Source organism: Cellulomonas sp. KU4C (assembly GCF_056868065.1).
In genome coordinates, this window is sequence record NZ_CP200322.1 from 234,776 (window position 1) to 247,337 (window position 12,562).

A 12,562-nucleotide genomic window follows, 5' to 3' on the forward strand; every position below is an offset into this window, starting at 1 on the left:
CGGGAGCCGACCCTCCTCGGCTCCCGCAGGAGACACGGTAGTACAGAGTGCGCAGTACCGGGCTGAACTCGGTAGTGCGGATGTGGCAGATCCCCCGGTCGGCCCAGCGGACACCGACGGACCCCCGACGACAACACGGCCGCCCCCTCCAGGGGCGCGGCGTCAGCGGGCCAGGCGCTCCGCGACGCTCCAGGCGATGCCGTCGAGGATGTCGTGCTCCGAGGTGACGACCTCGGTCAGCTCGCCGCCCGCGGCCGCGACCTCGGCGCGCACCCGCTCCACGACCGCGCGCCACACCAGCGCGCCGGCGCCGATCACGTCGACCCGACCCGGGTGCATGAACCCGAGCGCGGCGCGCGACTCCCGGTCGCGGGTCAGCAGGTCGTCGCAGGCCGCGACCACGGCGTCGACCGGCAGCACCGCGCCGTCGATGGCCGCGGGGTCGTAGGCGGGCAGGTCCAGGGCGTGCGCGGTGACGGTGGTGACCGTCCCCGCCAGGCCGACGAGCGTCGCCGCCCGGCCGAGCGGGACGTGCTGCGCGGCGACGTCGAGCGCGGCCCGGACGTCCGCCTCCGCCGCCGCGACCTCGTCGGCCGTCGGCGGGTCGGACCGCAGGTGCCGCTCGGTGATCCGCACGCAGCCGACGTCCATCGAGTACGCGGCCTCGGGGGTGAGCTCGCCGAGCACGACCTCCGTCGAGCCGCCGCCCAGGTCGACCACCAGGTACGGCGCACGGTGGTCCGCGCCGAGCACGCCCGTCGCCCCGCGGAACGACAGCTGCGCCTCCTCGACCCCACCGATCACCTCGGGCTCGACGCCCAGCGCCTCACGGACCCCCGCCACGAACTCGTCCCGGTTCTCCGCGTCCCGGGACGCGGACGTGGCGACGAACCGGACGGCCTCGACGCCGAGCTCGCGGCAGATCGCGGCGTACCGCCGGGTGGCGTCCAGGGTGCGCGCCATCGCCTCGGGGGCGATCCGGCCGGTGCGGTCGACGCCCTGGCCGAGCCGCACGACCTCCATGCGGCGGTCGAGGTCCGTCAGCGTCCCGGCGTCCGGGTCGACGTCGGCCACCAGGAGCCGGATGGAGTTGGTCCCGCAGTCGATGGCAGCCACACGAGTCACGCCGGACATCCTCCCACCCCGACGGGGCGGCGCGGTCAGCAGGTGCAGCGGTCGGGACGCCACGCGTCGCGCAGGCGCAGCAGCACGGCGTCGCCCACCGGGTTCACCCCCGGGCCCGCGGCGAGCGCGTGCCCCACCACGACGTGCAGGCACTTCACCCGGGTCGGCATCCCGCCGGCCGAGATGCCCGCGATCTCCGGCACGTCACCGAGCTCGGCACGGTCGGCGAGGTACGCCTCGTGCGCGCGCTGGTACGCGGCGGCGACCTCGGGGACGTCCTGCACCCAGGCCGTGAGCTCCTTCATCAGCCCGGTCGCCTCGAGGGTGCTGACCGCACCGACCGCCGGCGGGCAGGTCAGGTAGTACGTCGTCGGGAACGGCGTGCCGTCGTCCAGCCGCGGCGCGGTGCGCACCACCAGCGGCCGGCCGCAGGCGCACCGGGCCGCGACGCCGACGACACCGCGCGCCGGACGACCCAGCTGCTCACGCAGGACGGCGCGGTCCTCGTCGGTGACCCCCGGGGCGTCGTGCCGCGCCCGGGGGACCTCGGCCGGGTCGGGCGGGCCGCCGGCCGGGGTCGGGGTCGCCGGGCTGGTGGGCAGGTCGGTCACGGTGGTCCTCGGGGTCGGGGCGCGCGGGAGGCGTCAGGGGGTGGGCGCCGTGGACCCGTCGGTCGCGGGCGCGGTCCCATTGTCGCCCGTCGGCGCGGTGCCCTCTCCCGCCGGCGTCGTGCCCTCTCCCGTCGGCGTCGTGCCCTCGCCGGTCGGCGCCGTCGGGTCGGTCGTGCCCGTCCCGGCGACGCCCGCGACCTGCACCGAGTCCCAGAGCTGGGCGTACCAGGGGCGGGTCGGGGTCGGCCGGTTCCACCGGCGTCGGCCCGAGCGGGGCGTCGGTCCCGGTGGTGTCCGGGACGACCTCCGGGTCCGCGACGCGCAGCGCCCGCTCCCCCGGCATGACGAACGCCAGGCGCTCCCGGGCCTGCGCCTCCACGTACGCGGGGTCGGACCACCGGTCGAGCTCGCCCGCAGGTCCTCGTTGCGCTGCTCGGCGGTCGCGACCTCGGCGCGCAGCTGCTCGAGCTGCACCTGCTGGTCGAGGTACTGCCGCAGCGTCGGGAACACCAGCACGAACGCGATCGACAGCACGACGAACATCACCAGCGCCCGGATCGTGAACAGGCGCGGGAGCCGCTGCTGGACGGTCTCCGCACGACCGGGCCGCCGGTCGCCCGAGCCGCCGCCCCGCTCGCCCGGACGGGAGCTCCCGGGCCGGCTCGCGGTCCGGGGGGTCGACGACGGTGCGGACCGGGCGCGCGACGCGGCGGGGCGCGGGGTCGCGGGGCGCGGGACGGACTGCTGGGGGGCACCGGTCCGGGCGCCGGGGCCCCGTCCCGCGGCCGGCGCGACCTCGCCCGTGCGGGTCGGCGCGGGCGTGCGGGTCGGCGCGGGGGTGCGGGCGGGCGCCGACGTCCGGGCCGGGGTCCGCGGGCTGGGCGCGGGCGAGCGCGGGACGCCCGAGGTCCGCGGTGCTGGGCGGGACACGGGTCGGGCCGCCGGGCTGCCCCCCGGGTCGCCGCGCCGCGCGTCGTCGTCGGACGCGGCGCCGGGTCGCGGCGCGGCGGGACGACGAGGGGCGGGCATGAGGTCGATTGTGCCCCGCGCGGGCCGCGCCGGGCCGCAGGTCGCCGGGCCGTGTCCGTCTCCCCACACACGATCCGCACACGCGACGGCCCGGCGACCCCCCGGACGCGCCGGAGGCCGGCGACCCCGTGGGGTCACCGGCCTCCGGTGGAGCAGCGGCTGCGAGAGCCGGGGTGCTCAGGCCTTCCAGCGCGGGAAGGCGGACGCGCCGGCGTAACGGCCGGCGTCGTCCAGCTCCTCCTCGATGCGGAGCAGCTGGTTGTACTTGTTGATGCGCTCGCCACGGGCCGGCGCACCGGTCTTGATCTGGCCGGCGTTGGTCGCGACGGACAGGTCGGCGATCGTGACGTCCTCGGTCTCGCCGGAGCGGTGCGAGGTCATCGTGGTGAAGCCGTTGCGCTGGGCCAGGGTCACGGCGTCCAGCGTCTCGGTCAGGGTGCCGATCTGGTTCAGCTTGACCAGCAGGGAGTTCGCGGCCTTGAGCTCGATGCCCTTGGCCAGGCGCTCCGGGTTGGTGACGAACAGGTCGTCGCCGACGATCTGCACCTTGTCGCCGACCTTGGTGACGAGCTCGGACCAGGTGCCCCACTCGTCCTCGGACAGCGGGTCCTCGATGGACACCAGCGGGTAGTCCGCGACGAGCTGCTCGTAGAACGCGATCATCTCGGCGGGCGAGGTGGCCTTGCCCTCGAACTGGTACGCGCCGTCCTTGAAGAACTCCGTGGCGGCGACGTCGAGCGCGAGGCCCACGTCCTTGCCCGGGACGAAGCCGGCCTTCTCGATCGCGACGAGGATCAGGTCCAGCGCGGCGCGGTTCGACTCGAGGTTCGGCGCGAAGCCGCCCTCGTCGCCGAGACCGGTCGACAGGCCCTTGCTCTTCAGCACGGACTTGAGGGAGTGGTAGACCTCGGCGCCGGTGCGCAGCGCCTCACGGAAGGTCGGGGCGCCGATGGGGGCGACCATGAACTCCTGGATGTCCACGTTCGAGTCCGCGTGCGAGCCACCGTTGAGGATGTTCATCATCGGGACCGGCAGGACGTGGGCGTTCGGGCCGCCCACGTAGCGGAACAGCGGCAGGTCGGCCGAGTCGGCGGCGGCCTTCGCCACGGCGAGCGAGACGCCGAGGATGGCGTTCGCGCCGAGCTTGCCCTTGTTGGCGGTGCCGTCGAGCTCGATCAGGGCCTGGTCGACCAGGCGCTGCTCCGAGGCCTCGAAGCCGATCAGCTCGGGGGCGATCTCGTCGATGACGGCGTTGACCGCGTCCTCGACGCCCTTGCCCAGGTAACGGCCCTTGTCGCCGTCACGACGCTCGACGGCCTCGAACGCGCCGGTCGAGGCACCCGAGGGCACGCCCGCGCGGGCGATCGTGCCGTCGTCGAGGGCGACCTCGACCTCGACAGTGGGGTTGCCGCGGGAATCAAGGATCTCGCGGGCGCCGACGGCCTCGATGCTGGCCATGCGTACTCCTTCGACGAAGACGGGTGGGGGTGATACGACCTCAGCCTAGTGCCGTCCGCCGGACGGGGCGGTGGGACCTTTGGCAACGGGGCCGTGAACGGCCGGTGCCGGCCGCCGGTGCGCAGGTCAGAGCGCCTGGACGATCCGCTCGACCTGGTCCTTGGCGTCGCCGAACAGCATCGCCGTGTTCTCGCGGAAGAACAGCGGGTTCTGCACGCCGGCGTAGCCCGTGGCCATCGACCGCTTGAACACGATCACCTGGTGCGCACGCCACACCTCGAGCACCGGCATGCCGGCGATCGGGGACGACGGGTCGTCCAGCGCGGCGGGGTTCACGGTGTCGTTCGCGCCGATGACGAGGACGACGTCCGTGCCGGGCAGGTCGTCGTTGATCTCGTCCATCTCGAGGACGATGTCGTACGGCACCTTGGCCTCGGCGAGCAGCACGTTCATGTGACCGGGCAGCCGCCCGGCGACCGGGTGCACGCCGAACCGCACGTCGACGCCCTGCGCGCGCAGCCGGCTGACCAGCTCCGCGACGGGGTACTGCGCCTTCGCCACCGCCATGCCGTAGCCCGGGGTGATGACGACGCTGCGGGCCTCCTTGAGCAGCTCCGCGACCTCCGGGGCGGTGATCTCGGTGTGCTCCCCGTGCTCGGCGTCGGACGCGGCGGCGACCGTCCCGCCCTCGGAGCCGAAGCCGCCGAGGATCACGCTGACGAACGACCGGTTCATCGCGCGGCACATGATGTACGACAGGATCGCGCCGGAGGACCCGACGAGGGCGCCGGTGATGATGAGCAGGTCGTTGCTCAGCATGAAGCCCGCGGCGGCCGCGGCCCAGCCGGAGTACGAGTTCAGCATCGAGACCACGACGGGCATGTCGCCGCCGCCGATCGCGGCGACCAGGTGCCAGCCGAGCGCGAGCGCCACGACGGTCATGAGCAGCAGCGGGACCAGCGACGGGCTCGCGAGGAACCACGCCATCAGCCCGCCCGACACCACGAGCGCGCCCAGGTTGAGCAGGTTGCGCCCCGGCAGGGTCAGCGGGGCGGACCGGATCCGCGCCGACAGCTTGAGGTACGCGACGACCGAGCCGGTGAACGTCACCGCGCCGATCAGCACCCCGAGGAACACCTCGACCAGGTGCACCGCGTCCGCGTGCGCCTCGGTCAGGTAGGAGTTCACCCCGACCAGCACGGCGGCGATGCCGACGAAGCTGTGCAGGATCGCGATCATCTCGGGCATCTGCGTCATCTCGACGCTGCGGGCGCGCCACGTGCCGACGCTGATCCCGACGACGAGCACGAGGGCGATCAGCAGCATCGTGACGAGCGGGTCCCGCTCGCTGCGGTCGACGGCGAGCACGACGGTGGCGGCGAGCGCCAGCCCCATCCCGGCCATGCCGAGCGCGTTGCCCCGACGGGCGGTCTCCTGCTTCGACAGCCCCGCGAGGCTCAGGACGAAGAAGACGGCGGCGACCAGGTAGACGCCCTGCACTGCGGAGGTGAGCATCTCAGGCCTCCTCCTTCCGGAACATCCCGATCATGCGGAACGCGACGAGGAACCCGCCGAAGATGTTGATGGACGCCACGGTGGCCGCGGCGACCGCGAGCGCCGTGACCGCCCAGCTGTCGCTGCCGATCTGCAGCAGCGCGCCGACCAGGATGATCCCGGAGATGGCGTTGGTCTGGGCCATGAGCGGCGTGTGCAGCGAGTGGCTGACGTTCGAGATCACGTAGTAGCCGACGAACACCGCCAGCACGAACACGGTGAAGTGCCCGAGGAACGCGGCGGGCGAGAACGTCATCGCCAGGGCGAGCAGCACGGCGCCGAGCGCGAGCCCCACCAGCTGGCGGCGGCCCTTGCGGGCGGCCTCCTCGCGGGCGGCGCGGGCGCGCTCCGCCGGGTCGACCGGCGCCGCGACGGGCGTGGCCGGGGCGGTCGCGGCGGCGGAGACCTGCACGGGCGGCGGCGGCCACAGCACCTCGCCGGCGCGGGTCACGGTCATGCCGCGCTGCACCACGTCGTCCAGGTCGAGGACGAGCGCGCCGTCCTTGCCGGGCGTGAGCAGCTTCAGCAGGTTGACCACGTTGGTGCCGAACAGCTGCGACGTGTGCCGCGCCATCCGGCTGGTGAGGTCGGTGTACCCGATGACCGTGACGCCGTTCGGGGTGACGACCTTCTCCCCCGGGACGGTCAGCTCGCAGTTGCCGCCGCCGGACGCCGCGAGGTCGACGACGACGCTGCCGGGCCGCATGCCCGCCACCATCTCCGCGGTGATCGTGCGCGGCGCCTGGCCGCGGACCAGCGCGGTCGTGATGACGATGTCCGCGCGGGCCGACTCGGCCGCGTACATCTCGGCGGTCAGCCGCGCCTGCTCCTCGGTCAGCTCGCTGGCGTAGCCGTCGGCGCTGACCTCCTGCTGGGCCTCGCGCGCCTGGACGAACGTGGCACCCATCGACTCGATCTGCTCGCCGACCTCGGGCCGCACGTCGTACGCCCGGACCTGCGCGCCGAGGCTGCCCGCCGCACCGATCGCCGCGAGCCCCGCGACGCCGGCGCCGATCACGAAGACCGTGGCCGGCGGCGTCTTGCCCGCGGCGGTCACCTGGCCGGTGAACATGCCGCCGAACTCCTCGGCGGCCTCGATCACCCCGCGGTAGCCCGCGACGTTCGACATCGTGCTCAGCACGTCGAGCGCCTGCGCCCGGGAGATGCGCGGCACCGCGTCGAGCGACAGCGTCGTCACCCCGCGCGCGGCGTAGGCCTCGACCCGCTCGGGGTGCGCCGCCGGCGCGAGCATCGCGACCAGCGTGGCGCCCGGCGTCAGCGCGGCGACCTCGGCGTCGGTGGGGGCGTTCACCGCGGTGACGACGTCGCTCGCCCACACCTGGGCGGCATCGCCCAGGGCGGCACCGGCCTGCGCGTAGGCGTCGTCGGGGAAGCTCGCGCCCTCGCCCGCGCCGTGCTCGACGACCACCTCGTAGCCCAGCTTCGCGAGCTGCGCGACCGTGGCCGGCGTCGCGGCGACCAGGCGCTCGCCCGGCCGGCTCTCCTTCGGGACGCCGATCCGCATCGACCCCTCCTCGTCGTGTCGGGGTGCGCGCGGGGGCGCGCACGGCGGGCCGCGACAGGCGCGGCCCGCAGCCATCCTGCTCCAGCCCCGACGCGCGCGTCCCGGACCTAGGGCTCAGGCGGGCCGGACCTCGGCGGCGCGCAGGTCGGACTCCCACCCCGCGGCCGTCCGGCGGAGCTCGCCCTCCGCGTCGAGCCCGGCGGCGCGCGCCTCGAGGACGAGGGCGAGCAGGCGGGGGCCGAGGTCGGTGCCGGGGGTCGGGACGGGGGCGGCGGGCAGAGGTGCGGCCGGGGCGGGGGCCGGCGTCGTGGCTGTCAGGCCCGCGCGCTCCGCCCGGCCCGCGATCTTCTGGGCCCGCGCGAGCGCCCCGAGGGCCAGCGGCACGCCGTCGAGGACCGACGCGCGGCCCTTCTCCTCGCCCTTGATCCGGTCCCACTGCCGGTTCACGCCGTCGGCGTCGACGACCCGCTCCGCATCGTCCTCGGGGGCGGCGAACACGTGCGGGTGCCGGCGCACCAGCTTTTCGACCAGGTCGTCCGCGACCTCGTCGACGCCCCAGGGGTCGTCGGGGTCCTCCTGCGCGATCCGCGCGTGGAAGACGACCTGCAGCAGCAGGTCGCCGAGCTCCTCGCGCAGGTGCGCCCGGTCGCCGCGCTCCACGGCGTCGGCGACCTCGTAGGCCTCCTCCAGCACGTACGGCACCAGGCTCGCGTGGGTCTGCTCCGCGTCCCACGGGCAGCCGCCCGGGGACCGGAGCCGGTCCATCACCGCGACGAGACGCCGCAGCGGGTCGCCGTCCGGTGCCGGGTCGGTCACGGGGCGTCGGGCGTCGCCGTCGAGGTCGCCGTCGGCACGAGCCACGGGTACGTCGCCGGCGTGCCGAGCGCCTCGGCGGAGCCGTACCGGGGGCTGACCGTGACGTCGAGGTCGGTCAGCCGGTCCCGCAGGTCCGTGAGCCGCGCCTCGTCGGCGGACTGCTGCAGCGCACCGAACGCGAGGACGTAGCGCATCACGGCGACCGAGGGGGCGGAGAACGTCAGGTCGCTGCCCGCGCCCGCCTGCTCGGCCTGCTGCGCCAGCGCGTCGCGCGCCTGCTCCTCGGAGACGCCGAGGCCCGCGTCGGCGGCCTGCTCCACGACGACCGGCTCCTGCACCAGGACGCCCACGACCGCGGGCGCGGTCACGCCCTGGAGCACGTCGGTGAGCTCGCGGGTCGCGGTGTCGACGTCGGACACCCGCACGACCCGGTCGCCGACGACCGCCGCAGCGCCGGGCTGGCCACCGCTGCACGCCGCGAGCGACGCGACCACCGCCAGGGCTCCGATCACGGGCACCGCCCGCCGGTAGGACTTCCGCGTCACCGCACGCTCACTCTCTCTGGTCGCACCCTCGCCCGCCGCCGACATCGTAGGCCCCGCGCCCCGCCTGCCCGCCGACGAGAGGTCACGACACGCGAGCCGCGGCCCCCGCGCACCCGCGTGTCGTGACCTCTCGTCGAGTCGGCGCGGGGTCAGCGGGAGGTGGTGCCGACCGAGGCGGCCGCCGCGACGTCGCCGCGGACGACCGCGTCGATGAGCTCCCGCGCCCACGTGAGCACCGCCTCGCCGTGCAGGGGCTTGCCGCCGATGCGCGCGGTCGTCGGGAACGGGACCAGCACGGTGCGCAGCGCGGGCTTGAGCACCGAGCCCGGGTACAGCCGCTTGAGCCGCAGCTGCGCGGACTCGGGCAGCTCCACCGGCGCGAACCGCACGAACTTGCCCTGCGCGGTGACGTCCGTGAGCCCCGCCGCGCGGGCGTGCAGGCGGAACCGGGCGACCGCGAACAGGTTCGTCACCGGCTCCGGGATCGCGCCGTACCGGTCGACGAGCTCGGCGGAGATCTCCTGCAGCGTCGCCTCGTCCGCGGCGGCCGCGAGCTTGCGGTACGCCTCGAGGCGCAGCCGCTCGTGCGCGATGTAGTCGTGCGGGATGTGCGCGTCGACGGGCATCTCGACCGTGACGTCCGGCAGCTCCTCCGGCTGGTCGCCGCGGTAGGACGCGACGGCCTCCCCGACCATCCGGATGTACAGGTCGAACCCGACGCCCTCGATGTGCCCGGACTGCTCGCCGCCGAGCATGTTGCCGGCGCCGCGGATCTCGAGGTCCTTCATCGCGACCGCCATGCCCGCGCCGAGGTCGGTGTGCGCGGCGATGGTCTGCAGCCGGTCGTGGGCGGTCTCGGTGAGCGGCTTCTCCGGCGGGTACAGGAAGTACGCGTACGCCCGCTCCCGGCCACGGCCGACGCGCCCGCGCAGCTGGTGCAGCTGGGACAGCCCGAGCCGGTCGGCTCGCTCGAGGATCAGGGTGTTCGCGTTCGAGATGTCCAGGCCGGTCTCGACGATCGTCGTGCAGACCAGGACGTCGAACCGCTTCTCCCAGAAGTCGACGATCACCTGCTCCAGCTGGTGCTCGCCCATCTTGCCGTGGGCCACCGCGATCCGGGCCTCGGGGACCAGCTCGTTGAGCCGGGCCGCGGTGCGTTCGATCGACTCGACCTTGTTGTGCACGTAGAACACCTGGCCCTCGCGCAGCAGCTCGCGCCGGATCGCCGCGGAGATCTGCTTCTCCTCCCAGGCGCCGACGAACGTCAGCACCGGGTGCCGCTCCTCCGGCGGGGTGGCGAGCGTCGACATCTCGCGGATGCCCGTCACCGCCATCTCCAGGGTGCGCGGGATCGGGGTGGCGCTCATCGCGAGCACGTCGACGTTGGTGCGCAGGGCCTTGAGCGTCTCCTTGTGCTCGACGCCGAACCGCTGCTCCTCGTCGATGATGACCAGGCCCAGGTCCTTGAAGTGGATCTCCCCGGTGATGAGGCGGTGCGTGCCGATCACGACGTCGACGCTGCCGTCCTTGAGCCCGTCGACGACGGCCTGCGACTCCGCCTTGGTGTTGAACCGCGACAGCGCCTTCACGGTCACCGGGAACCCGGCGTACCGCTCGGCGAACGTGTCGAGGTGCTGCTGGACCAGCAGCGTCGTCGGCACCAGCACGGCGACCTGCTTGCCGTCCTGCACGGCCTTGAACGCCGCGCGCACCGCGATCTCCGTCTTGCCGTAGCCGACGTCGCCGCAGATCAGCCGGTCCATCGGGATCGGCTTCTCCATGTCCCGCTTGACCTCGTCGATGGTGGCGAGCTGGTCCGGGGTCTCGACGTACGCGAACGCGTCCTCGAGCTCGCGCTGCCACGGGGTGTCCGGGCCGAACGCGTGACCGGACGTCGCCATCCGCGCGCTGTACAGCCGGATGAGCTCGCCCGCGATCTCCTTGACCGCCTTGCGGGCGCGGCCCTTCGTCTTCGCCCAGTCGGAGCCGCCCATCTTGTTCAGGCTGGGCGCCTCGCCGCCGACGTACTTGGTGATCTGGTCGAGCTGGTCGGTCGGCACGAACAGCCGGTCGCCCGGCTGGCCCCGCTTGGACGACGCGTACTCCACGACCATGTACTCGCGGGTGGCGGCGGCCGCGCCGGTGCCGATCGTCCGGGACACGAGCTCGACGAACCGGCCGACGCCGTGCTGCTCGTGCACGACGAAGTCCCCCGGCCGCAGCTGCAGCGGGTCGACGACGTTGCGCCGGCGGCTCGGCATCTTGCGCATGTCGCGCGTCGACGAGCCCGGCCGGCCGGTGAGGTCGGTCTCGGAGAACACCGCGAGGCGCAGCTCCTCGGCGACGAACCCCGGGCCGACCTGCGCGGGCGTCACCAGGACGACGCCGCCCTCGGGCTCGCCGTCCAGGGCCGCGACCAGGCGCGCGGGGACCTCGGCCGCGCGCAGCTGCTCGGTCATCCGCTGCGCGGGTCCGTGGCCCTCCGTCGCCAGGACCAGCCGCCAGCCGTCCTGCTGCAGGCGGCGGACGTCGGCGACCGCGCGGTCCACCTCGCCGCGGTAGCGCTCGACCTCGCGCGCCCGGACCACCAGGGTCTCGACGCCGTCCGCGACCCGCACGTCGTCCGCCGCGGGCGTCTCGCCCTCGGTGGCGTCCGCGTCCAGGGTGAACGGGCTGAGCGTCCACCAGCCCAGGCCGCGCACGGCGGCGAGGGCCCGGACCTCCGCGAACGACGCGAACGACGCGCCCGACAGGTCGAGCGGGGTCGCCGCACCGGCCGCGGCGGACGTCCACGCGGCCTGCAGGAACTCCTCGGTCGTCGCGACCAGGTCGTGCGCGCGACGACGGACCCGCTCGGGGTCGGCCAGCACCAGCAGCGCGTCGTCGGGGACCAGGTCCAGCACCGGGACCATCCGCTCGACCAGCACCGGGGCCAGCGACTCCATGCCCTCCACGGCGATGCCCTGCGCGAGCTTGTCGAGCATCTCGACGGCGCCCGGCAGCCGGTCCACGAGCGACGCGGCGCGCTCCCGCACGGCGTCGGTCAGCAGGATCTCCCGGCACGGCGGCGCCCACAGGCCGTGGCCCGCGACCTCGAGGCTGCGCTGGTCGGCGACGGAGAACCAGCGGATCTCCTCGACGTCCTCGCCCCAGAACTCGATGCGCAGCGGGTGGTCCTCGGTCGGCGGGAACACGTCGAGGATGCCGCCGCGGACCGCGAACTCACCACGCCGCTCGACCATGTCGACCCGGCTGTACGCGGCGCCGACCAGTCGCTCGGCGACCTCCGACAGGTCCGCGCGGTCGCCGACGGACAGGGACACGGGCTCCAGCTCGCCGAGACCCTCGACGACCGGCTGCAGCAGCGCGCGCACCGGCAGCACCAGCACGCGGACGGGCCCCGCGTGACCGGGCTCGGGCTCCGGGTGGGCGAGGCGCCGGAACACGGCCAGGCGGCGCGCGACCGTGTCGCTGCGGGGGACAGCCGCTCGTGCGGCAGCGTCTCCCACGACGGCAGCACGGCGACGTCGTCGTCGGGCAGGTAGCAGCGCAGCGCGGCGGCGGCCTCGTCGGCGTCCCGGCCCGTGGCGGTCACGACGACGAGCGGCCGGCCCCGGCGGGAGCCCTCCGGCCCCGCACCCGCGCCCGCGAGCGCGGCCAGCAACGGCGGCCGGATGCCGGCCGGTCCGACCACGTCGACCTCGCCGCGGGACACGACGAGCTCGACCGCGCGGGCGACCGCGGGGTCGGTGAGCAGGACGGGGAGCAGACCGGCGACGTTCATGGGTTCCTTCCGCCTCAGCGGCGCACAGCACGAGAACCCCGGATCCACTGGACCCGGGGTGAGGACACCACTGTACGAGCGGCCACCGACACGCGCGCGTGCCGCCTCCGGGCGA

8 protein-coding genes and 1 pseudogene are annotated in these 12,562 nt (G+C 74.6%); all 9 read right to left on the reverse strand.

The genetic code is table 11. The features are described 5' to 3' along the window. Positions 1-162: 162 nt before the first annotated feature. The 9 genes and pseudogenes from AC1VL8_RS01115 to mfd all read right to left on the reverse strand — a co-directional run bounded on the left by AC1VL8_RS01115 (position 163) and on the right by mfd (position 12,447). A complete protein-coding gene (locus AC1VL8_RS01115; protein WP_389231156.1) occupies positions 163-1,125 on the reverse strand; it encodes a Ppx/GppA phosphatase family protein in 963 nt (320 codons plus the stop codon). A gap of 35 nt (positions 1,126-1,160) precedes the next feature. Then, complete coding sequence (locus AC1VL8_RS01120; protein WP_389231159.1) at positions 1,161-1,736, reverse strand: DUF501 domain-containing protein; 576 nt, start codon at positions 1,734-1,736, stop codon at positions 1,161-1,163. Between the two features lie 33 nt (positions 1,737-1,769). Continuing rightward, positions 1,770-2,765: a hypothetical protein gene (locus AC1VL8_RS01125; RefSeq protein WP_483073790.1), complete on the reverse strand. Its 996-nt coding sequence runs from the start codon at positions 2,763-2,765 to the stop codon at positions 1,770-1,772. A 177-nt stretch (positions 2,766-2,942) separates the two neighbouring features. Further along, a complete protein-coding gene (eno, locus tag AC1VL8_RS01130) occupies positions 2,943-4,223 on the reverse strand; it encodes a phosphopyruvate hydratase (protein WP_389231165.1) in 1,281 nt (426 codons plus the stop codon). A 126-nt stretch (positions 4,224-4,349) separates the two neighbouring features. Next, positions 4,350-5,738, reverse strand: coding sequence for a Re/Si-specific NAD(P)(+) transhydrogenase subunit beta (gene pntB, locus AC1VL8_RS01135; protein ID WP_483073791.1), 1,389 nt, complete (start codon positions 5,736-5,738; stop codon positions 4,350-4,352). A gap of 1 nt (position 5,739) precedes the next feature. Continuing rightward, positions 5,740-7,302, reverse strand: a complete 1,563-nt coding sequence (locus AC1VL8_RS01140; protein ID WP_483073792.1) for a Re/Si-specific NAD(P)(+) transhydrogenase subunit alpha — start codon at positions 7,300-7,302, stop codon at positions 5,740-5,742. 114 nt (positions 7,303-7,416) lie between these two features. Next, positions 7,417-8,163, reverse strand: coding sequence for a MazG family protein (locus AC1VL8_RS01145; RefSeq protein ID WP_483073793.1), 747 nt, complete (start codon positions 8,161-8,163; stop codon positions 7,417-7,419). Further along, positions 8,115-8,636, reverse strand: a complete 522-nt coding sequence (locus AC1VL8_RS01150) for a SurA N-terminal domain-containing protein (protein WP_483073794.1) — start codon at positions 8,634-8,636, stop codon at positions 8,115-8,117. The genes AC1VL8_RS01145 and AC1VL8_RS01150 overlap by 49 nt, the downstream gene beginning before the upstream one ends. Before the next feature lie 176 nt (positions 8,637-8,812). Then, a pseudogene (gene mfd, locus AC1VL8_RS01155) lies at positions 8,813-12,447 on the reverse strand (transcription-repair coupling factor). Positions 12,448-12,562: the final 115 nt, after the last annotated feature.

Coding starts and splice junctions, on each gene's coding strand:
- AC1VL8_RS01140 (WP_483073792.1), bottom strand. CDS start 7,302: ATGCGGATCGGCGTCCCGAAGGAGAGCCGGCCGGGCGAGCGCCTGGTC.
- AC1VL8_RS01125 (WP_483073790.1), bottom strand. CDS start 2,765: ATGCCCGCCCCTCGTCGTCCCGCCGCGCCGCGACCCGGCGCCGCGTCC.
- eno (WP_389231165.1), bottom strand. CDS start 4,223: ATGGCCAGCATCGAGGCCGTCGGCGCCCGCGAGATCCTTGATTCCCGC.
- pntB (WP_483073791.1), bottom strand. CDS start 5,738: ATGCTCACCTCCGCAGTGCAGGGCGTCTACCTGGTCGCCGCCGTCTTC.